Consider the following 19291-nt stretch of genomic DNA (forward strand, 5'->3'; position numbering starts at 1 on the left):
CACGTTTGAAGGAGGCACACCGTGACGATGTCACTGACCGACAACATTGCCGGGATCGAACTGCCGGACACCGCGCTGGTGCGGGCGGCCACCGAGTACATCCGCGGTGTCGAGGACGATCTGCTGTTCCATCACTCCCGCCGGGTGTTCTACTTCGGTGCGTTACAGGGTCTGCGCCGAGGGTTGCAGCCCGATCTCGAACTCCTGTACGTCGGTGCCATGTTCCACGACATCGGGTTGACGCAGGGGTACCGCTCGTCTTCACAGTTGCGCTTCGAGGTCGACGGCGCCAATGCCGCACGGGACTTCCTGTTGCAGCACGGGGTTGACGAGGCTGCCGCGCGCAAGGTTTGGCTGGGCATCGCGCTGCACACCACCCCGGGTGTTCCCGAGTTCCTCGAGCCTGAGATCGCTTTGGTGACAGCCGGTGTGGAAACCGATGTGCTCGGGATCGGCCTCGGCAACCTGACGCCGGGCGATCTCAGCGCCGTCACCACGGCGCATCCGCGGCCCGATTTCAAGAACCGGATCCTGCAGGCGTTCACCGACGGGGTGCAGCAGCGCCCGGCATCGACCTTCGGCACCGTCAACGCCGACGTGCTCGCCCACTTCGACGATTCGTTCGTGCGCGAGGACTTCGTCGAGGTGATCCTCGCCAATAAGTGGCCGGAATAGCCTGTCCCGCAGGCGGCCCCCGATTGGTCAGCCGGAGGCGGTGCGGCGTTCGGCGAGTTCCCGCAGGGGTTCCGGAAGGGCGGGCGCCTGCAGGATGGCGGGCAGATGCTGTGGCTCCAGGGTCAGTGCCCGGAACACGAACCCGACGGTGATGGCATGGTCGGGTCGATCGGTCACCACGATCTCGTCGCCGGCAGATACCGATCCAGGTGTCACCAGTCGCAGATACGCACCCGGAATCGCCGCCCTGGTAAAGGTTTTTACCCACCCGTTGAGCTGCAACCAGTTGGCGAACGTCCGGCAGGGGATACGCGGCCGGGACACCTCGAGCTCGAGCCCGTCGGAACCGACCCGCCACCGCTCGCCGATGACGGCGTCGGTGACATCGATGCCCGCCGTTGTCAGGTTCTCGCCGAACACGCCATTGGCGATCTCACGGTCCAACTCGGTCTGCCAGCCGTCGAGATCTTCGCGTGCGTAGGCGTACACCGCCTGATCGTCGCCGCCGTGGAACTGTTGGTCGCCGATCGTGTCGCCGACCAGGCCGCTACCGAGCCCGCCGTGCATCGGGCCCGGTGCACGTACCGCGACCGCCCCGTCGACGGGACGCTTGTCGATGCCGGTGACGGCACGCCCCTCGGCGGTGTTGGGTCGTGGATGAGCCACGTTGACCGTCAGTACCTGCGCCATGATGCCCAGCGTAATAGCTTAGAAAAGCGGTGTCGCAACACTATTGGGAGTGCGCGGGGGTTGCACCGGCAGGCACAGCCCGGTCGCGGTGTCGAGCTGCCGGCCCGGTATGCAGAAAGGTGCACAACCGTAGATGACGCCGGTTTCCCCGGGAGCACACGCCGAACTCGGCGCCGGCGTCACGATCGTGGCCACCGCCATCGACCCAGCCGCCAGCACCGCGGCCGACAGCACTGTGCATACCCCGCGCCACACCGCGCTCGTCATCGGTTGTCTCCTCATCGCTACACCTCTCCGGACCTACGGGTGCAGTCTAAGCCGCGGGTTGTCCGCCGACGGCGGGTTCCGTCCGCTAGCGTCACGTGGTTGTGCAGACCCTGATCGACTTTGACCGTGCGCCGGTTTTCGCCATCCCGACCATCGAGCCGATCGCTGGGCTCACGGTTCGCGAGGGCATGCTCATCGAGGGGCCGCAGGGCTGGGGGGAGTTCAGCCCGCTGCCGCATGAGCGCGCACTGGGCCGCTGGCTCACGGCGGCCATCGAGCCGGGTACCGTCGGCTGGCCTGACCCGGTCCGCGGACGGGTACCCATCGCGGTCACCATTCCCGCTGTCGACGCCGTACGGGCGCACGAGATCGCCGCCGCATCGGGTTGCCGGACCGCCGCGGTCGAGGTGGGTGTCGGGGGATTGGCCCAGGACGTGGAGCGGGTCCGGGCGGTGCGCGACGGACTCGGCGCGGAGGGCGTCCTCAGGTGTGACGCCAAGGGCCGGTGGGATCCAGACACCGCAGTCACCGCCATCGGTGCCCTCGATCGCGCGGTCGGCGGACTGGAGTTCATCGCGCAGCCCTGCCCTACGGTCGACGAGTTGGCGCAGGTGCGGCGCCGGGTCGAGGTGCCCATCGCGGTCGGCGAGTCGATCCGCGAATCCGAGGACCCGAGGAGCCTGCGGCTCAGCGAGGCGGCCGACATGGCCGTGCTTGCGACCGGACCGTTGGGCGGGGCCCGGCGTGCCCTGCGCGTCGCGGAGTCCTGCGGGTTGCCGTGTCTGGTCACCTCGACGCTGGAGACGACCATCGGACTTGCCGCGGGACTCGCACTGGCGGGCGCGTTACCCGAGTTGGCGTTCGCGTGCGAGTTGGGAACCAGGGGAATTCTCGCCGGCGACGTCGTCGCGGATTCGCGTTCCCTGGTCGCGGTGGATGGCTACCTCCCGGTCGCACCGATGCCCCCGGCGCCGCAGCGCGACCAACTCGAGCGGTACGCGGTGACCGACCCGACCAGGCTGGCCTGGTGGCGCGAGCGCCTGCAGAGTGCCATTTCCGCCTCGTGAGCTGCCTCGATGTCCTTCGGTTGAGGTGACACCGGGCTGGGAGCGGCATCCTTCGCGGAACAGATTCAAGTAGCGCACTACGCATGTGTACGACGTGGCGCCAACTCGAGAATCGACTTCGTCAGCTACCGCTGGCGGGGAAGATCCAACGGAGGACGCCATGTCGTTGTTCGCCAAGCTGTCCGAACTCCGGGCCGTAAAGACTCAGGACACCGGTGGGACCGATGCGCTCAGTATCAGCCGCGCTGACGGATTTCAGTTCAAGGCTGTTTCGATGTGCCAGGGGGATGTGGTCGATCTGGACCGACTGTTGCCCTTCGATGGCCAGTTGGAGATCGTGTTGCGGGAGGTGGACGTGCGTACCGACGAAATGGAGGACGTCGGCTCGATACTCATCCGGTCGGAGGAGTTGGGCCGGGGTGAGCTCACCCGGCAGTTCAGCGGCGCAGGCGCACTGTACGACCTCACGTACAAGGTCATCTGAGGGCTCAGTCCTGCACAGCCTTGGCAATCGCCACACATCTGGTGAGCCAGTCCGGGTCGGGTTCGGGCGATTCGGTCAGCTCCCACATCGCGTTGTGCACCATCCGTACGACGACCCAGGCGCGGGCCCGGTCGAAATCCAGGCCGGCGGCGTCGACCAGAGCCGACAACCGGCGCCGGACCCCGTCGCGAACGTAACCCGCCAGCTCATCCCAGCGGTTCCACAGCATCGGTGCGACCTCGTAATGCGGGTCCCCGTTGATCGGCTTCGGGTCGATCACCAGCCAGGGGTCGCGGTCGCCGGCGAGGAGGTTCGCGTAGTGCAGGTCGCCGTGGATCAGGGTTCCGGTGGCACCGGTATCGGCCGCCAGATCGCTGCCGAGGGTGATCGCCTGTTCCACGAGTCGATGCGGAACCGGGGCGTTGCGGGGGAGGCGTGCCAGGTCCGCCGACGACCGTGAGATGAGTTCGGCGAGCGAACGCAGCTGCGGCAGTGCTGGCACATGAATCCGGCCGTACAGCTGGGCGACAATCTCACACGCCTCAATATCCCAGAGCTCGTTGAGATTTCGGTGGTGCAGCCGTTCCAGCAGCATCGTTCGCCGGTGTGGATCTGCGCGCAGCAACCGGACCGCTCCCACTCCCGCCCACCGTCGCAACGCGAGGTGTTCGTGTGCGGACTCGTCGTCGGGGAAGGCGGCCTTCAGGACTGCGGGCGCGCCCTCGCCGGTGCGTACCGGCAGCACGATCGAGCAGTGGCCGTGAAGGGCGGGCCCGTCGGCGTGCAGGTCCCATTCGTCGAACTGGTCCCGGATCGTGCGCGGCAAGCCGTCGACCCACGATTGCCACTGCGGTCCGCGCCTGCCCATCACGCGCACGGCCTCGGGCAGATCGATCATCGCGCCTCATCGTCGCACCCCGGCTCGCCCGCTCGGCACCCGGTTTTGACAGACTGTGCCCTATGGCACAGATAACTCTCAAGGGAAACCCCATCAACACGGTCGGAGACCTGCCCGCTGTCGGTAGCCCGGCCCCGAACTACTCGCTCGTCGGCACCGATCTCGGCGCGGTCAGCAGCGATCAGTTCCAGGGCAAGCCAGTGCTGCTGAACATCTTCCCGTCGGTCGACACCGGGATATGCGCCGCCAGCGTGCGTGCCTTCAACGAACGTGCGGCCGCCGGCGGAGCCACGGTCCTGTGCGTGTCGAAGGACCTGCCGTTCGCGCTCAGCCGTTTCTGCGGAGCCGAGGGGATCGAGAACGTCATCACTGCGTCGACGTTCCGTGACAGCTTCGGAGAGGATTTCGGAATCACCATGGCCGACGGCCCGATGGCCGGTCTGCTGGGACGCGCCGTCGTCGTAGTCGGTGCCGACGGCAACGTGGCCTACACCGAACTGGTGCCCGAGATCGTCCAGGAGCCCAACTACGAGGCCGCGCTGGCCGCGTTGCAGTAGTCCTCACCGTCCTTCGCCGGCGCCTGCGCCGGTGAGGGACGGTACGGACAACCGGTGGGCCGCCTTCAGATCGGCCACTGCTCGCGGCGATGGGCCGCGTCGAAGAACATCCATTCGTATCTCGCCGTGACCTCGAAATGGGCTCGTGCGGCGGCCTCGTCCGCCCCGCCCAGTGTCGGTCCGACTCGATTCGTCAGGTCGAGTACTTCGGCAACCGTGGCGGCGAACTCGTCGCCGCCGTAGCTGTCGATCCACCGCTGATAACGCCGATCCGGCGATCCGCGTTCCAGTAGCGCCGCCCCGACCCGGGCGTAGATCCAGTAACACGGAAGTACCGCCGCCAGGCCTTCGGCGAACGTGCCGCCGTAGGCAGCGGCCAGTAGATAGCTCGTGTAGGCGCGTGTGGTCGGCGCGACGGGCGTCGCGTTCAGCATCTCGACATCCAGCCCCAGCTCTGGGAGCAGTTCGCTGTGCAGACCCAATTCGACATCGAAGACCTCCGCGGCATGCCGGGAGAACATCGCGGTGTCGGCAAGATCGGGGGCCTTGGCGGCGACGATGGCCAAGGCACGGGCGTAGTCGCGCAGGTAGTGGACGTCCTGTGCCACGTAATGGGCGAACGCCGCGTCGTCGAGGCTGCCGTCGGTCAGGCCGGTCAGGAACGGGTGCGTGAGGATCGCGGTGAACGTCGGTTCGATCGGCTCCCAGAGTTGGGCCGACCAGGATCGCGGATGTTCGTCGGGGTGCATGCCACCATCGTGTCAGGTAATCGGCAAACGCGGTTACCCCTGTCGGTATGCCCTGTACTGCAACGATTTTCGGGGTCGCGCGGTCAAACCGAACCTACGGCAAGTGCTTTGCCGACATGGTCGGCGCCCAGCCCGGCGGCCACTGGCTGTGCACGGCGCCCGCGGTAACTGTTGGGTCACGGTACTGCATCTGATTGAGCTTGTGCCCCAAACTAATTGGGAAATTCGGTTACTCGGCGGTACAAATGGTTGATCCGGCTGACAACGACCAGCGGTCGGTTCCTCCTTTTCACGGTCGAGAGAGTTGATGTTCGATGAGACGTACCTTTGCCCTGCTGTTGAGTCTGGCATTTCTGGTAGCGGCTCCCGGACTGGCCGGCGCCGCACCGATCGAACGCCCGACCGGCAACCAGAAATTTATCGACATTGTGATCGCGCGCGCGATGTCGCAGCGCGGTGTGCCCTTCAGCTACGGAGGCGGGGACGTCAACGGGCCGACACGTGGCGTCGCCCGCGGCCTCCCGGCCCTGACTCCGGCGGCACCGCCGCTCGCGGGCGGCCTGACTCCGGGATTGTCGACCCCCACGGTGGCCGCTCCGGCGGCCCCGGTCCTGACTCCGGGTCTCGGCGTCACGCCGGATCCCTCGGCGAATGTGGTCGGATTCGATGCCTCCGGACTGATCGTCTATGCGTTCGGCGGAGTCGGGGTGAAGATGCCGCGGTCCTCCGGCGAGCAGTACAAGGTCGGACAGAAGGTGCTGCCCGCCCAGGCACTGCCCGGTGACCTGATTTTCTACGGTCCCGAGGGCACCCAGAGCGTGGCGCTCTACCTCGGCAACAACCAGATGATCCAGGGCACCGATCCCGCGGTTGCGGTCACACCGGTGCGCGGCGAGGGCATGACCCCTTATCTGGTCCGCATCATCGCCTGATCGATCGATAGCCGTCCGGCGGGTGGTAGCCGTCGGACCAACGGTAAGCCCCTAGACTAGGCGCTCGTGGGCATCCTGTTTGGCTTCGCGCCGTGGATCATCTATTGGGTACTCGTCGGCAATGTGCCGTTCCTCGTCGCCGTGCTGGTGGCGCTGGCGACGGCCATCGCGACGTTCACCATCAGCCGGATCTCCGGCGCACCGGGGCGCACCCTGGAGGTCGGTGCGCTCGCGACCTTCATCGTGCTGACCATCTTGACCCTGGTGCTGAGCCAGGACGTCATGGAGCGCTGGATACAGCCGTTGAGCACCGCGGGGATCTTCCTGGTCGCCCTCGTCGGCCTGCTGGTCGGCAAGCCGTTCGTGCTGGAGTTCGCGGCGGCGGGCCAACCGCCCGGAGTCGTGGAAAGCGATCTGTTCCAACGGATCGTCAAGATCCTGACCTGGATCTGGGTGGGGGCATTCGCCGGGATGACGATCTCCTCGGCGATCCCGCCGATCGTGCAGGGCGACGCCACGATTCTGGACACCAAGACGCCGCTGTCGTTCATCTGCTACTGGGTCATCCCGTTCATCCTGCTCGGCCTGGCCGCGCTGGCGTCGCGCATCCTGCCCGACCGGATGACGGCCGGCATCAACGACATCGTGCGGAAGACCACCTTCGTGGCGTTCTCGGAGGCCGAGATCGACCAGTTGTACTACCTGGCTCAAGAGCACGCCAATCGCGAGGTCGGTGCCGGGCAGGAAGCCTACGACGTTCGTGTCGGTGGTTCGGGAACGCCGTTGGTGGGCGATGAGTCCCGTATGTCGTGGCCCTCGACGTACAAGGTGCGCGACCGCAGGAAGTAGCACCTCAATGGGCCGGCATCATTCCCAACAGTCCGAACATCATCACCATGCCGGGCAGCAGGTTGGTCAGCTGGTGGGCGATGATGCCGCCCCACAGACTTCCGGAGTACAGCCGCGCCAATGCAATTGGGATGGCGACCACCAGCAGCAGCGGAGCCCGCTGCGGTTCCAGGTGGGCCAGGGCAAATACCAGGGTGGACACGATCACCGCGACGATGCGTCCCCAGCGTTGCTCGAGCGCACCCCACAGCAGTCCGCGGTACACCACCTCTTCGCAGATGGGTGCGATGAACGCGACGAGGAGCAGGACGGTCACCGCCAGTGGCCACCCGGTCCGAACGCCTTCGTAGACCCCGCCGACCGCGGAGGTCGCGTCGGGTCCGACGATCGACTGGTACAGCAACGCGGCCGGCAGGGCGATGAACAGTCCGCCGATACCGAATGCCAAGCCGAGACCGAATGCACGCCAGGACCATTGCCATCGAAAGTCGATGCGGGCACCGTTGCCGCGCCATTTCGCGATGGCGACGGCCAGCGCCGCGGCGACAAGGGTGGGCACCCCGATCGCCAGGGTGATCAACCAGGCCGGCGGCGGGCCCGGCGGCGCGAAAAAACCGAATGCGACCGAGGTGAGCAGATAGACGGCCTCGACGACGACGAAGGCGCCGAGGCCCCAGCGATGTGCGATCACTTCGATCCGAAGCTGAGCGTGCCGTCCGGTCGCACCGTCTCGATCTCTCCGTCGACGATCAACTGCCGCAGGGTTTTCCGGTCGAACTTTCCGCTGGCAAGGGTGGGGATCCGTTCGCTGTCGGTCAGCACCCAGCGGGTGGGCACCTTGTAGGCAGACAACTGTTCCCGGGTGTGGGCGGCCAGTGCCGCCAGGTCGAGGTCCGCGGTGGGTACCACGACCGCACAGACCTCCTCGCCGCGCTGAGGATCGTCGATGCCGACGACCACACATTGCGCCACGTCGGCGGACGCGGCGATGACGGCCTCGACCTCCAGCGGGGAGACGTTGGCCCCGGCGGCCTTGATCAGGTCAGTGGTGCGCCCGACGTAGAACAGTCGGGGATCGCCGTCGCGCCGGTATACCTTGTCGCCGGTGTGGTACCAGCCGTCGGCGTCGAAGGTCTCCGACCGCTCCCGCTTGTTGTAACCGGCCATCACCCCGATACCGCGAACCAGGAGTTCGCCGGTGTCCCCGGACGGGACCGGGCAACCGTGCTCGTCGACGATGGCCATGTCGGTGAACACGAATCCGCCCGCGGTCTCAGACATGGTGCGGTGCACCGGAAATCCGTCGGGTACGTCGGTCATGGCGATGTCCAGCGGGCCGTCGCGCAGCATCGGTGCTGTGCTCAGGTCGCGGTCGGCGAACGACGGATGGTCGCGCATCTTCTGGGTGAAGGCGGGCCAACCCACGATCCCGGTGATCCGTTCCCGCTCGGCCAGATTCAGTGCGGTTTCCGGATCGAGTTTCGGCATGGCCACCAGGGTGACGGGTTCGTGCAGTGCCCCGGTGACCGCGAGCAGTCCGCCGATCCAGAAGAACGGCATGGCACACAGGACCCGGGACGAGTCCTGCGACCCGGTGATCGCCCGGATGGCGGCGGGCCAGGTCGACGTCTGGCGCACCAGCGTGCCGTGGGTGTGCAGGACACCTTTGGGATCGGCGGTGGATCCAGAGGTGTGCACCATGATGGCGAGGTCGGCGGGGGAGACCTCGGCTTCCGCGGCGGCCAGGACTTCGACCGGCACCTCGTCGGTCGTCGTCTCATCGCACGCACGTGACGCCCAAGGGCGGGAGATGTCACCGATCAGCGCGATGCGGCGCAGATAAGGGGCGGCGCGAAGGACCAGTCGGCGCGTGGAGTGGCCGGCCAGTTCGGGCAGTGCCGCTTCCAGCCGTTCGGCGACATCGATGTTCAGCACCGTGCCGGGGGCGATGAGCAGTCCGATATCGGCCAGGCGCAACACCTTTGCGATCTCGGCCGGGGTGTACAGCGTACTCAGCGGCACCGCCACCGCCCCGATTCGTGATATTGCCAGCCACCAGGTCACCCACTCGGCGCCGTTGGGGAAGAACAAGCCCACGCGACTGCCCTTGCCCACCCCTTCGTGCAACAGCCAGCGCGCCAGGTGCGCGGACCGTTGTTCGGCCTCGAGGTAGGTGAGCCGGTCGGTGGGGGTGACCAGGTAGGTGGACTCACCGAACTCGGAAACGCTGTGCTGCAGCAGAGCGGGGATGGTCAGCGGGGATGGCGTCACCTCCCCATCTTCTCCAACGGGTGAGCGCGGTCCGTCAGTGGCTTCCGCAGGCGGCACAGTGCTCGCGCGGCTCGGGGTAGGCGTCATGCCAGGACCACCACTCGTAGGGCGAGACCTGCGGGTAGCCCGCTGGGGAGTCCTCCCAGGTCTCCTGGCGGCCGAGCGCGGTCATGTCCAGGAAGTTCCAGGTGTTGACGAAGGCTTCGTCGCCGCGGTTGTCGATGAAATAGGTCCGGAATATCTGGTCTCCGTCGCGGATGAACGCGTTGGTGCCGTGCCATTCGTCGACCCCGAAGTCCACATCGAACGCCGTGCCGGCCCGAGGGACCATGGTGTACCAGGGATGGCTCCACCCCATGCGGGCCTTGATCCGGGCGATGTCGGCCTGCGCGCCGCGCGACACGTAGACGAGCGTGGTGTCGCGGGCGTTGAGATGGGCCAGGTTGCCGATGTGGTCGGCCATCAGCGAACAGCCGACACAACCGTGCTCCGGCCAGCCGTGCACGCCTGGGTCGAGGAAGGCGCGGTACACGATCAGCTGTCGACGCCCGGCGAACAGGTCGAGCAGGGTCGCTGCGCTTTCCGGGCCTTCGAACTCGTAGTCCTTGTCCACCGGCGTCCACGGCATGCGCCGGCGTAGTGCCGCGAGCCGGTCCCGTGCGTGGGTGAATTCCTTTTCCTTGACCAGCATTTCGTCGAGTGCGGCCTGCCAGTCGGCGGCCGGCACGATCGGTGGGGTCTTCATGTCCGCTCCCGTCGTCGGTCTGTTGCGGGGCCTGCCAATATTCAACATATTGGTTTAATAACTCCTTCGAGCGAACCACGGGTCACCGCTATAGTCAACAAGGTGGTTGAAGATCAAGTTCTGGACCGCGCATATTCGGCCCTGGCCGATCCGACCCGTCGGCGGCTGCTGGAGGCCCTGCGTGAGGGCGACGCCCGGATCAGCGACCTCGCCGCCCCGTTGCCCATGACGTTCGCCGGCGTCTCGCGCCATGTCGGGGTGCTGGAAGCCGCGGGCTTGGTACAGCGCGAGATCCGGGGTCGCGAGCATTGGGTGTCGCTCAAGCAGGACGGGCTGACGATGGCTCAGCAGTGGATGAGTGAGCAAACCGACTTCTGGTCGAGCCGCGCCGATGCACTGGCCGCGCGGTTGCGTCGTAAGGCGGATTCCCGATGACCGAGGCGTCGACGGTCCGCGTGCGACGGCTGATGCCCGCGGCTCCCGATGTGGTGTTCGACCAATGGCTCGACCCCGAGGCGCTGCGTGAGTGGATGTGCCCGCGACCGGTGTACTGCGTCGAGGTTGCGGTCGAACCCCGGGTCGGTGGGCTGGTGCGGTTCGACATCGACGATTCCGGCGCGAGCGTGCTGATCACCGGACAGTTCCTGACGATCGACCGGCCCCGGGTGCTGCGGTTCACCTGGAGCAACTCGAACTGGACCGATCCGACCGTGGTCAGCATCGTCAACGTCGAATTCGAGCCTGCCGGGGACGGGCAGACGATGATGTCGATCGAGCATTCCCTTTTACCGCCAGAGGAATTCGACAACTTCCACAGCGGGTGGACCCTCACATTCGAGCAGTTGGGAGACCTCATCGAAAGTGCCGCAACCTAGACTGCAGGCATGAACAGCGGCACCCAGGTTCAATACGACGCTCCGGCGGGCCTGCTCCGCATCGAGGACTGCCTCGATGCGGACGGCGGCATCGAGCTGCCGCCGGGCACCACGTTGATCTCGCTCATCGAGCGCAACATTGCCCACGTCGGTGACCTGGTCGCCTACCGCTACCTGGATTACAGCCGCGCCGAGGAAGAGGTCTTCGAGCTGACCTGGACGCAGCTGGGAGTTCGGCTGCGGGCCGTCGCAGCGCTGCTGCAGCGGGTTGCCGCGCGCGGTGATCGCGTCGCCATCCTCGCCCCGCAGGGGCTTGACTATGTCGTCGGCTTCTTCGCCGCGATCAAGGCCGGCAACATCGCGGTGCCGCTGTTCGCGCCGGAATTGCAGGGTCACGCCGAACGACTGGAAACTGCGCTGCTCGATTCCCGTCCGACCACGGTGCTCACCACCGCAGCCGCCGCCGACGCCGTGACGGCGTTCCTCGCGAAGTTGCCGGACACCGTGCGCCCCGAGGTGGTGGTCATCGACGAGGTACCCGATTCGGTGGGGGGCAGCTTCACCCCCCTCGTGGTCGACCCCGACGACGTCTCCCACCTGCAGTACACCTCGGGTTCGACGCGCCCACCCGTCGGCGTGGAGATCACCCACCGTGCGGTCGGCACCAACCTGCTGCAGATGATCCTGTCCATCGACCTGCTGAACCGAAACACCCACGGACTCAGCTGGTTACCGCTCTACCACGACATGGGCCTGTCCATGATCGGGTTCCCCGCGGTGTACGGCGGGCACTCGACCCTGATGTCGCCGACCGCGTTCATTCGTCGCCCGCAGCGCTGGGTCCGGGCGATGTCGGAGGCATCGAAGCACGGCCGGGTCATCACCGCCGCGCCGAACTTCGCCTATGAGTGGACGGCCCAGCGCGGAGTGCCCGCCGCGGGGGAGGACATCGATCTGAGCAATGTGGTGCTCATCATCGGATCGGAACCCGTGATCCCCGAGGTGATAACGGCATTCAACGAGGCGTTCGCGCCGTACGGACTACCGCCCACCGCGTTCAAGCCGTCCTACGGCATTGCCGAGGCGACACTGCTGATCACCACGATTGCCCCGGCTGAACAGCCATCGGTGGTCTACTTCGACCGCGAGCAGCTCGCGGTCGGGCGGGCGGTCAGCGTCAGCGCCCACGCTGAAGGTGCGATCGCACACGTGTCCTGTGGCCATCCAGCGCGCAGCCTGTGGGCGGTGATCGTCAACCCGGCGACTGCCGACGGTCGCTTCGAGGAGGTGCCCGACGGCGTGGTCGGGGAGATCTGGTTGCACGGCAACAACATCGGTCGGGGTTACTGGGGCCGACCGGAGGAGACACGCAAGGTGTTCGGCGTGTCGCTGCACTCGCGCCTTGTCTCTGGCAGTCACGCCGACGGGCTTGCCGAGGACGCCACCTGGCTGCGCACCGGCGATCTCGGGGTGTACTTTGAGGGGCAGTTCTATGTGACCGGGCGGATGGCTGACCTCGTGCAGATCGACGGTCGCAGCCACTACCCGCAGGACATCGAGGCCACCGTGGCAGAGGCCTCCTCGCTGGTCCGACGTGGCTATGTCACCGCGTTCACCGTGAACTCCGATCCCGGTGCGGATGGTGACGGCGCCGGGCTGGTGGTCATCGCCGAACGTGCGGGCGGCACCAACCGCGCTGACCCCGATGAGGCGAGCGATGCCATCCGAACCGCAGTGGCCGCCCGGCACGGCTTGACCATCGTGGATCTACGTTTCCTTCCGGCCGGAGCGATCCCGCGGACCACCAGCGGCAAGCTGGCCCGGGTCGCTTGTCGCGGTGAGTATCTGGAGGGCACGTTGGGCGTGCGGTGACCACGCGTCGCAGGCATGCTGCTGGTATGAGCAGAGACGAGATCACCGCCGCTATCGTGGAAGCCCGCCTGACCAAGGGTCTGACGTGGCAGCAGTTGGCCGACGCCATCGACAAACCTGTGGTGTGGACGGTGTCGGCATTGCTCGGACAGCACCCGGTTCCGGCCGAGTCCGGCAAGATCATCGCGGACATGCTGGGGTTGGACGATTCGGTGATCCCGGTGCTGGCCGGGGTGCCGATGCGCGGCGGTTTACCGACGGCGGTTCCTACCGATCCCACCATCTACCGGTTCTACGAGGCACTTCAGGTGTACGGAGGGGCGCTCAAGGAAGTCATCCACGAGCAGTTCGGTGACGGCATCATGAGCGCCATCAACTTCAGCGTCGACATCCAGCGCAAATCGCACCCCGCCGGGGACCGCGTGGTGGTGACTTTCGACGGCAAGTTCTTGCCCTACGACTGGACCGCGGCCGAAAAAGTGGTTCGCTGCTGATCCTGGCCAAGCGCGCCGCTGACGGTCCATGATTGCCAGGTATCCCTGCGGCGACGGTAAGGATCCTCATGGCTGTGCATCGAGCTGTTCACGTCCAGTCTTCCGGCGGTGCGCTGGAACTTGTTGACGCCCAAACTGTCTCGCCCGATCGGGGACAGGTTCGGGTCGCCGTGGCGGCATGCGGGGTCTGCGGCACCGATCGGGCCATCGTCAACGGCGGGTTCCCGGGCATCGCCTGGCCGCTCACCCCGGGCCATGAGATCGCCGGCACCATTGTCGAAGTGGGCGCGGGAGTCACCGATTTCGTGGTAGGTGACCGGGTGGCGATCGGATGGTTCGGCGGACACTGCGGGGTCTGCATTCCCTGCCGTAAGGGCTTGTTCATCCACTGCGAAAAGGGGCAGATACCGAGCCTGCATTATCCGGGCGGCTACGCGGAATCGGTGACGGTGCCAGCCAACGCACTCGCCCGGATTCCCGACGAACTGTCCTTCGCCGAGGCCGCTCCGATGGGGTGCGCCGGGGTGACGACCTACAACGCGCTCCGCCACACCCGTGCCCTCCCCGGGGACGTGGTCGCGGTCCTCGGCGTCGGAGGCCTGGGGCACCTCGGCCTGCAGTTCGCCCACGCGATGGGCTTCGAGACCGTCGCCATCGCCCGCGGATCAGGCAAGGAAGCCGATGCCCGTTCGCTGGGGGCACGGCACTACATCGACTCGACCGCCGGGGATGTCAGTTCAGCGCTGCGGGACCTGGGCGGCGCGGCAGTGGTGCTGGCCACGGTCGGCAATTCCCAGGCGATGGCCGACACCGTGGGCGGGCTCGCGCCGCGTGGGGAACTGGTCGCGATCGGGGTGTCGGCCGATCCGTTGCCCATCAGCCCGGTGCAACTGATCCAGCCGGCGCTGAGTATCTCCGGGCACCCGTCGGGAACGGCACGTGACGTCGAGGAGACGATGCATTTTGCGGTGCTGTCGGGGGTACGGGCCCGGATCGAGGAGCATCCACTCGACGACGCGGCGAGCGCCTACGCCGCGATGGAGCAGGGGCAGGCGCGCTACCGCATGGTCCTGACCGTCTGATCGGTGGTCGAATCCGGTTATCTCGCCCCACTGGCCACAGCGAACGGGTAGCGTCGGGACTTCGTTTGCTGGACGACGAATCGGTGGGGGCCGGGATGGCGTGGAGGCGGATGGCGACGGTTGCCTGCGAGTTTCTCTCCGGTAGGTCACCTGGTATTGCCCAAGAGTTTGCCCGTGAAATCTACTCTGCCCCGGTCCTTTTCACGCCGGGACGTCTCAGAACAGTGATGTCCGCCGCGCTCATCGCGCTCTTGGGATGCGCCGCCGCGCCAACACCCGCGTGGGCCGCACCCTTACCGTCGGCGCAGCTCGACTTCGGCGGCATCATGCGCACCTACCGGCTCCATCTGCCGGCCGGTGGCCCACCTTCCGGGCTGGTGGTCAATCTGCACGCCGCCGGCGCGACCGGAGCCGATCAGGCGGCGCTCACCCACTACGACGCGGTGGCCGACGCTCACGGGTTCGCCGTGATCTACCCCGATGGCATCGATTACAGCTGGGCCGACGGCCGTGGCGCCTCGGTGCCGGACCGCCAAGGGGTCGACGATGTCGGGTTCATCTCGACCCTCGTCGATCGCCTGGTCGCCGAGAACGGCATCCCGCGCGGTCGGGTATTCGCCACCGGTCTGTCGGCGGGCGGGTTCATGGCGAACCGCCTGGCGTGCGATCGCGCCGATCTGTTCGCGGCGATCGCCCCGGTCGCCGGGACCCTGGGGACGAATGTGGGCTGCAATCCGTCGCGGCCTGTTTCGGTTCTCGCGACCTACGGGACGGCAGACCCGGTCGTGCCGTTCACCGGCGGGCCGATGTCGGGGCGTGGTGGCGGTAGCACGGTGGTGTCGGGGCCGGCGATGGTGGACCGGTGGCGCCAGGTCGACGGTTGCCCGGCTCCGTCTGACGAGGTGCTGCCCAGCACCGGCGACGGCACCGAAACCCACCGCATCGCCTCCGATGGGTGTGCCGGTGGCACCTCGGTGGTGTTCATGCGGGTCGACGGCGGCGGGCACACGTGGCCGGGCGTCCCCGAGATTCTTCCGGTGCAGTCCGTCGGAGCAGCCAGCCGTGCCTTTGATGCCTCGGATGCGTCCGCGCAGTTCTTCGCCTCGCACGGCAGATAGTCACTCGGCCGTCGATCAGTACGCTTTTCAACGATGGCTGAGGAAGGTCTGAACGGCAGGGATCGCTTGCGCGGGGGGCTGCGCATGGCACTGCGAGGGCGCCGCGACCCGGCGCCGGTCGCCGGCCGACGAAGTCGGGCGTCGGCGGGTATGGGCGACGTGCACACCCGCAAGGTCCTCGACCTGACCATCCGGCTCGCGGAGGTCATGCTGTCGTCGGGCTCGGGCACCGCCGACGTGGTCGCCACTACTCAGGACGTCGCGGCGGCCTACCGGCTCACCGACTGCGTCGTCGACATCACCGTCGCGACGATCATCGTCTCGGCACTACCCACCGCGGACAGTCCGCCGGTGACGATCATGCGGGCGGTGCGGACCAGATCCACGGACTACACCCGGCTCGCCGAGCTCGATCGACTGGTGCGGCGCATCACCGCCGGCGGTATCACCGTCGACGAGGCGCACGAGGCGATGGATGAGCTGACCGAGAGCCCGCATCCGTTCCCCCGGTGGCTCGCGACCGCCGGGTGGGCGGGGTTCGCGCTCGGTATCGCGATGCTGCTGGGCGGCAATTGGTTGACCTGTCTGCTGGCCACCGTGACGGCCGCACTGATCGACCGGGTCGGCCGGCTGCTGAACCGAATCGGCACGCCGTTCTTCTTCCAGCACGCGGTCGGGGCGGCGATCGCGACCTTGATCGCGCTGGCCGCCTATCAGTACACCGGCCAGGGCCTCAGCGCACTGGTCGCGACAGGGATCGTGTTGTTGTTGTCCGGCATGACTTTTGTCGGTGCCGTGCAGGACGCGTTGACCGGTTACATGGTCACCGCCGTCGCGCGACTCGGGGACGCCGTGTTTCTCACGGCGGGAATCGTCGTGGGCATCACCGGTGCACTGCAGGCTGCGGCGCTCCTGGGGATCCAGATCGAACTGCACGTCAACACGGCCGGCACCTTCATCACACCGAGAGGACCGCTGCCGATCTTTCTGGCGGTCGTGGGTGCCGCGCTGGCCGGGGTGTGCCTGACCATGGCCAGCTATGCGCCGCTGCGGTCGTTGCCCACCGCCGGGTTGGCGGCCGGGCTGGCCGAGCTGACATTGATCGGACTCGGGACCGCCGGGTTCGGCCAGTGGGCGGCCACCGGGATCGCAGCGGTCGGTGTCGGACTTCTGGCCACCCTGATTTCCATTCGCCGGCAATCTCCGGCGCTGGTGACGGCGACCGCCGGCATCATGCCGATGCTGCCGGGCCTCTCAGTGTTCTGGGCGGTGTTCGCCTTCGCCGTCGATGAGAAATTCAGTCAGGGGCTGGCGCACCTGCTGAGTGCGGCGGCGACGGCATTGGCACTCGGCAGCGGTGTGGTGATGGGCGAGCTGCTCGGCTCGCCGCTGCGGTACCGTGCCGGACGCATCGGCGAGTTCTTCCGTAAAGAGGGACCGCCCGGGCTACGCCGGGCAGTGGGTCAGGTGGTGGTCCGCCTCCAACCGGCCGACAACCCCTCGGCTGCCGGCGCTCCACGCGCGGAAAGTGTCCCGTTGGAAGCAGTCCCGGCCGAGGAGTCGGACGGTGACGAGAGCGCGGAGCCCGGCAACTGAAATCAGGTGAACGGGAGGAAGTCGCCGTTGACCCAGACGCCCCAGTGGCCGCCGGCAGGCAGGTTCCACCAGACCATCTGCTTGCCCTGCCACGTCTCGGCCGGCTTCTTCGGCGCGTTCGGCGGCGGCGGGAGGCTCGGATCCGGTTCCGCGCCCGCGATGGCGGTGCCGAGGCCGAGGGCGGCCCCGATCAGGCCGGTGGCCGCGATGGTGGCCAGGGTTGCCTTGCTTCCGAACATGAATGTCCACCTCGGTGCTTGACTGTAGAAGAACTTGGATACCCGAAGCTTAGCCACACGAAGTGATTGCGTCTGCACGTGTGGTCGGCAACGGGGTCATCCGTCATCCTGACCCGCGCGACATAGCCTGACACCGAGATCGGAAATATTTCGGTCTTCGATGTCGAGAACGTCGCGATGGCTCCGTCCCAGAGATGAGCGACCAACTAGGGTCGCGAATCTGAAGGGAGAATCTCATGGCCAAGTACCTGTTTCTCAAGCACTACCGAGGCGCGCCGGCATCCGTCAACGACATCCCGATGGACCAGTGGACACCCGACGAGATCCAGGCCCACATCCAGTACATGAATGACTTCGCCGATCGGCTGAAGGACAGCGGCGAGTACGTCGACGGTCAGGCCCTGGCCCCGGAGGGCACGTGGGTCCAGTACGGCGGTGAGGGCAAGCCGCCTGTGACCGACGGCCCGTTCGCCGAAACCAAGGACCTGATCGCGGGCTGGATGGTCGTCGACGTCGAGTCCTACGAGCGCGCCGTGGCATTGGCCGGAGAACTGTCGGCGGCGCCCGGTGCGGGCGGGCGGCCCATCCACGAGTGGCTCGAGGTGCGCCCGTTTCTGACCGCCCCACCGACTGTCACCGAGTAGATGGCTGCCGGTGCGGTGGACGAGGCGCAGCTCCGGGATCTGACCCCCGGTGTCCTGGCCGCCCTCGTCCACCGCGGGGCCGACTTCGCGACGGCCGAGGACGCCGTGCAGGAAGCCCTGGTCCGGGCCTGGGAAACCTGGCCGCGCCGCCAACCCGACGATCCGAAGGGCTGGCTGATCACCACGGCGTGGCGGCGTTTCCTCGACGTCACCCGCTCCGATGTGACGCGGCGCAACCGTGAGATCCGGGTCGCGACCGAACCGGCCGCCGGACCCACGCCGGCGGCTGACGACACGCTGCAGCTCTACTTCCTGTGCGCGCACCCGAGCCTGACCTCGTCGTCAGCGGTCGCGCTGACGTTGCGCGCGGTCGGCGGCCTGACCACGCGTCAGATCGCGCAGGCCTATCTGGTGCCGGAATCGACCATGGCCCAACGGATCAGCCGTGCCAAACGCACCGTGAGCGCGGTTCGGTTGGATCGTCGCGGCGATCTGCGCACCGTGTTGCGGGTGCTGTACCTGGTGTTCAACGAGGGGTACAGCGGCGATGTCGACCTGGCAGCCGAAGCGATCAGGCTGGCCCGCCAGTTGGCCCGAACCACCGACGATCCGGAAGTCGCGGGACTGTTGGCCTTGTTCCTGCTGCACCATGCCAGGCGTCCGGCGCGTACCCAGGCCGGCGGGATCCTGGTTCCCCTGGCCGAGCAGGACCGCACGCTGTGGCGCCGCGACCTGATCACCGAGGGCGTGTACGTACTGCAGGCCGCACTGGCTCGTGACCGGCTCGGGGAGTACCAGGCGCAGGCGGCGGTGGCGGCGCTGCACGCCGACGCCCAGTCGGCCGAGGAGACCGACTGGGCGCAGATCGTCGAGTGGTACGACGAACTCGTCGCGCTCACCGACAGCCCGGTGGTGCGCCTCAACCGCGCAGTCGCATTGGGTGAAGCCGATGGGCCGCAAGCAGGTTTGGCGGCGCTCGCCGAACTCGACCCGGCGCTGCCGCGCCACACCGCGGCGGCGGCCTACATTCATGAGCGGGCGGGGGACATCTCAATGGCCGCACGGCTGTACGTGCAGGCTGCGGGCGAGGCGCATTCGCTGGCCGAGCGCAACCACCTCACTCTGCGCGCCTCTGCCCTGCACGGTCGCATTTCCAGCGACGGCGGTTAACCTCCTATTTGTGGGCA

The 19291-nt window shown here is 67.2% G+C and carries 23 protein-coding genes; 15 read left to right on the plus strand and 8 right to left on the minus strand.

Annotated elements, in window-relative coordinates:
• The first annotated feature begins 27 nt into the window (after positions 1 to 27).
• Positions 28 to 675, plus strand: coding sequence for an HD domain-containing protein (locus tag G6N44_RS03535; protein WP_179964539.1), 648 nt, complete (start codon positions 28 to 30; stop codon positions 673 to 675).
• Positions 676 to 702: 27 nt separating this feature from the next.
• Here the strand turns inward: G6N44_RS03535 and G6N44_RS03540 are convergent, their stop codons facing one another.
• A complete protein-coding gene (locus G6N44_RS03540) occupies positions 703 to 1365 on the minus strand; it encodes an MOSC domain-containing protein (protein ID WP_163661168.1) in 663 nt (220 codons plus the stop codon).
• A gap of 18 nt (positions 1366 to 1383) precedes the next feature.
• Entirely contained in the window at positions 1384 to 1632 is a 249-nt protein-coding gene (locus G6N44_RS03545; RefSeq protein WP_163661170.1) for a hypothetical protein, read from the minus strand.
• Positions 1633 to 1733: 101 nt separating this feature from the next.
• On the opposite strand from G6N44_RS03545, the gene G6N44_RS03550 reads away from it, so the two are divergent.
• Positions 1734 to 2699, plus strand: a complete 966-nt coding sequence (locus G6N44_RS03550) for an o-succinylbenzoate synthase (RefSeq protein ID WP_163661172.1) — start codon at positions 1734 to 1736, stop codon at positions 2697 to 2699.
• Positions 2700 to 2859: 160 nt separating this feature from the next.
• Positions 2860 to 3183 (plus strand): hypothetical protein, encoded by a 324-nt coding sequence (locus G6N44_RS03555; RefSeq protein ID WP_163661174.1) that lies wholly within the window; start codon positions 2860 to 2862, stop codon positions 3181 to 3183.
• Positions 3184 to 3187: 4 nt separating this feature from the next.
• Here G6N44_RS03555 and G6N44_RS03560 read toward each other — a convergent pair whose 3' ends face one another.
• Positions 3188 to 4081, minus strand: coding sequence for an aminoglycoside phosphotransferase family protein (locus G6N44_RS03560; protein ID WP_163661176.1), 894 nt, complete (start codon positions 4079 to 4081; stop codon positions 3188 to 3190).
• A gap of 62 nt (positions 4082 to 4143) precedes the next feature.
• Here G6N44_RS03560 and tpx point away from each other — a divergent pair, with 62 nt between their 5' ends.
• Complete coding sequence (gene tpx, locus G6N44_RS03565; RefSeq protein ID WP_163661178.1) at positions 4144 to 4638, plus strand: thiol peroxidase; 495 nt, start codon at positions 4144 to 4146, stop codon at positions 4636 to 4638.
• 65 nt (positions 4639 to 4703) lie between these two features.
• Here tpx and tenA read toward each other — a convergent pair whose 3' ends face one another.
• On the minus strand, positions 4704 to 5387 hold the full coding sequence (gene tenA, locus G6N44_RS03570; protein WP_163661180.1) for a thiaminase II: 684 nt from the start codon (positions 5385 to 5387) through the stop codon (positions 4704 to 4706).
• Between the two features lie 314 nt (positions 5388 to 5701).
• Between tenA and ripD the strand changes: the two genes are divergently transcribed.
• Together ripD and G6N44_RS03580 are read left to right on the plus strand one after the other, a co-directional pair.
• Entirely contained in the window at positions 5702 to 6319 is a 618-nt protein-coding gene (gene ripD / locus G6N44_RS03575; protein ID WP_163661182.1) for an NlpC/P60 family peptidoglycan-binding protein RipD, read from the plus strand.
• A 66-nt stretch (positions 6320 to 6385) separates the two neighbouring features.
• Positions 6386 to 7168, plus strand: a complete 783-nt coding sequence (locus G6N44_RS03580) for a hypothetical protein (protein ID WP_163661184.1) — start codon at positions 6386 to 6388, stop codon at positions 7166 to 7168.
• Between the two features lie 4 nt (positions 7169 to 7172).
• Here G6N44_RS03580 and G6N44_RS03585 read toward each other — a convergent pair whose 3' ends face one another.
• From G6N44_RS03585 to G6N44_RS03595, 3 genes are read right to left on the minus strand one after another with little or no spacing between them, the layout of a single operon-like run.
• A complete protein-coding gene (locus tag G6N44_RS03585) occupies positions 7173 to 7859 on the minus strand; it encodes a CPBP family intramembrane glutamic endopeptidase (RefSeq protein ID WP_163661186.1) in 687 nt (228 codons plus the stop codon).
• Positions 7856 to 9439 (minus strand): class I adenylate-forming enzyme family protein, encoded by a 1584-nt coding sequence (locus tag G6N44_RS03590; protein ID WP_163661188.1) that lies wholly within the window; start codon positions 9437 to 9439, stop codon positions 7856 to 7858. Before G6N44_RS03590 ends, G6N44_RS03585 begins: the two co-directional genes overlap by 4 nt.
• 34 nt (positions 9440 to 9473) lie before the next feature.
• Positions 9474 to 10184: a DUF899 domain-containing protein gene (locus tag G6N44_RS03595; protein ID WP_163661190.1), complete on the minus strand. Its 711-nt coding sequence runs from the start codon at positions 10182 to 10184 to the stop codon at positions 9474 to 9476.
• A gap of 102 nt (positions 10185 to 10286) precedes the next feature.
• Between G6N44_RS03595 and G6N44_RS03600 the strand changes: the two genes are divergently transcribed.
• The 7 genes from G6N44_RS03600 to G6N44_RS03630 all read left to right on the plus strand — a co-directional run bounded on the left by G6N44_RS03600 (position 10287) and on the right by G6N44_RS03630 (position 17221).
• Complete coding sequence (locus G6N44_RS03600) at positions 10287 to 10619, plus strand: ArsR/SmtB family transcription factor (protein WP_163661192.1); 333 nt, start codon at positions 10287 to 10289, stop codon at positions 10617 to 10619.
• Positions 10616 to 11059, plus strand: a complete 444-nt coding sequence (locus G6N44_RS03605) for an SRPBCC family protein (protein ID WP_163661194.1) — start codon at positions 10616 to 10618, stop codon at positions 11057 to 11059. Before G6N44_RS03600 ends, G6N44_RS03605 begins: the two co-directional genes overlap by 4 nt.
• Before the next feature lie 9 nt (positions 11060 to 11068).
• Complete coding sequence (locus tag G6N44_RS03610) at positions 11069 to 12931, plus strand: fatty acyl-AMP ligase (protein ID WP_163661196.1); 1863 nt, start codon at positions 11069 to 11071, stop codon at positions 12929 to 12931.
• Positions 12932 to 12957: 26 nt separating this feature from the next.
• Entirely contained in the window at positions 12958 to 13425 is a 468-nt protein-coding gene (gene cynS, locus G6N44_RS03615; RefSeq protein ID WP_163661198.1) for a cyanase, read from the plus strand.
• A 68-nt stretch (positions 13426 to 13493) separates the two neighbouring features.
• Positions 13494 to 14507, plus strand: a complete 1014-nt coding sequence (locus G6N44_RS03620) for an alcohol dehydrogenase catalytic domain-containing protein (RefSeq protein WP_163661200.1) — start codon at positions 13494 to 13496, stop codon at positions 14505 to 14507.
• A 227-nt stretch (positions 14508 to 14734) separates the two neighbouring features.
• Positions 14735 to 15625: a CE1 family esterase gene (locus tag G6N44_RS03625; protein ID WP_163661201.1), complete on the plus strand. Its 891-nt coding sequence runs from the start codon at positions 14735 to 14737 to the stop codon at positions 15623 to 15625.
• A gap of 33 nt (positions 15626 to 15658) precedes the next feature.
• A complete protein-coding gene (locus tag G6N44_RS03630) occupies positions 15659 to 17221 on the plus strand; it encodes a threonine/serine exporter family protein (RefSeq protein WP_163661204.1) in 1563 nt (520 codons plus the stop codon).
• 2 nt (positions 17222 to 17223) lie between these two features.
• Here the strand turns inward: G6N44_RS03630 and G6N44_RS03635 are convergent, their stop codons facing one another.
• Entirely contained in the window at positions 17224 to 17460 is a 237-nt protein-coding gene (locus tag G6N44_RS03635; RefSeq protein WP_163661206.1) for a hypothetical protein, read from the minus strand.
• A gap of 236 nt (positions 17461 to 17696) precedes the next feature.
• On the opposite strand from G6N44_RS03635, the gene G6N44_RS03640 reads away from it, so the two are divergent.
• The gene (locus tag G6N44_RS03640) at positions 17697 to 18104 is read left to right on the plus strand and encodes a YciI family protein (RefSeq protein ID WP_163661208.1); all 408 of its coding nucleotides are present in this window, start codon (positions 17697 to 17699) and stop codon (positions 18102 to 18104) included.
• Positions 18105 to 19274, plus strand: a complete 1170-nt coding sequence (locus G6N44_RS03645; protein WP_163661211.1) for an RNA polymerase sigma factor — start codon at positions 18105 to 18107, stop codon at positions 19272 to 19274.
• Positions 19275 to 19291 lie beyond the last annotated feature (17 nt).

This window comes from Mycolicibacterium alvei (assembly GCF_010727325.1).
Lineage (GTDB): Bacteria > Actinomycetota > Actinomycetes > Mycobacteriales > Mycobacteriaceae > Mycobacterium > Mycobacterium alvei.

What these genes read in the sequence shown, in the direction of transcription:
- G6N44_RS03640 (WP_163661208.1), top strand. Translation starts at nt 17,697, where the DNA reads ATGGCCAAGTACCTGTTTCTCAAGCACTACCGAGGCGCGCCGGCATCC.
- G6N44_RS03545 (WP_163661170.1), bottom strand. Translation starts at nt 1,632, where the DNA reads ATGACGAGCGCGGTGTGGCGCGGGGTATGCACAGTGCTGTCGGCCGCG.
- G6N44_RS03560 (WP_163661176.1), bottom strand. Translation starts at nt 4,081, where the DNA reads ATGATCGATCTGCCCGAGGCCGTGCGCGTGATGGGCAGGCGCGGACCG.
- G6N44_RS03605 (WP_163661194.1), top strand. Translation starts at nt 10,616, where the DNA reads ATGACCGAGGCGTCGACGGTCCGCGTGCGACGGCTGATGCCCGCGGCT.
- G6N44_RS03610 (WP_163661196.1), top strand. Translation starts at nt 11,069, where the DNA reads ATGAACAGCGGCACCCAGGTTCAATACGACGCTCCGGCGGGCCTGCTC.
- G6N44_RS03620 (WP_163661200.1), top strand. Translation starts at nt 13,494, where the DNA reads ATGGCTGTGCATCGAGCTGTTCACGTCCAGTCTTCCGGCGGTGCGCTG.
- G6N44_RS03630 (WP_163661204.1), top strand. Translation starts at nt 15,659, where the DNA reads ATGGCTGAGGAAGGTCTGAACGGCAGGGATCGCTTGCGCGGGGGGCTG.
- cynS (WP_163661198.1), top strand. Translation starts at nt 12,958, where the DNA reads ATGAGCAGAGACGAGATCACCGCCGCTATCGTGGAAGCCCGCCTGACC.
- G6N44_RS03635 (WP_163661206.1), bottom strand. Translation starts at nt 17,460, where the DNA reads ATGTTCGGAAGCAAGGCAACCCTGGCCACCATCGCGGCCACCGGCCTG.
- tpx (WP_163661178.1), top strand. Translation starts at nt 4,144, where the DNA reads ATGGCACAGATAACTCTCAAGGGAAACCCCATCAACACGGTCGGAGAC.
- ripD (WP_163661182.1), top strand. Translation starts at nt 5,702, where the DNA reads ATGAGACGTACCTTTGCCCTGCTGTTGAGTCTGGCATTTCTGGTAGCG.
- G6N44_RS03645 (WP_163661211.1), top strand. Translation starts at nt 18,105, where the DNA reads ATGGCTGCCGGTGCGGTGGACGAGGCGCAGCTCCGGGATCTGACCCCC.
- G6N44_RS03555 (WP_163661174.1), top strand. Translation starts at nt 2,860, where the DNA reads ATGTCGTTGTTCGCCAAGCTGTCCGAACTCCGGGCCGTAAAGACTCAG.
- G6N44_RS03595 (WP_163661190.1), bottom strand. Translation starts at nt 10,184, where the DNA reads ATGAAGACCCCACCGATCGTGCCGGCCGCCGACTGGCAGGCCGCACTC.
- G6N44_RS03625 (WP_163661201.1), top strand. Translation starts at nt 14,735, where the DNA reads ATGTCCGCCGCGCTCATCGCGCTCTTGGGATGCGCCGCCGCGCCAACA.
- G6N44_RS03535 (WP_179964539.1), top strand. Translation starts at nt 28, where the DNA reads ATGTCACTGACCGACAACATTGCCGGGATCGAACTGCCGGACACCGCG.
- G6N44_RS03540 (WP_163661168.1), bottom strand. Translation starts at nt 1,365, where the DNA reads ATGGCGCAGGTACTGACGGTCAACGTGGCTCATCCACGACCCAACACC.
- tenA (WP_163661180.1), bottom strand. Translation starts at nt 5,387, where the DNA reads ATGCACCCCGACGAACATCCGCGATCCTGGTCGGCCCAACTCTGGGAG.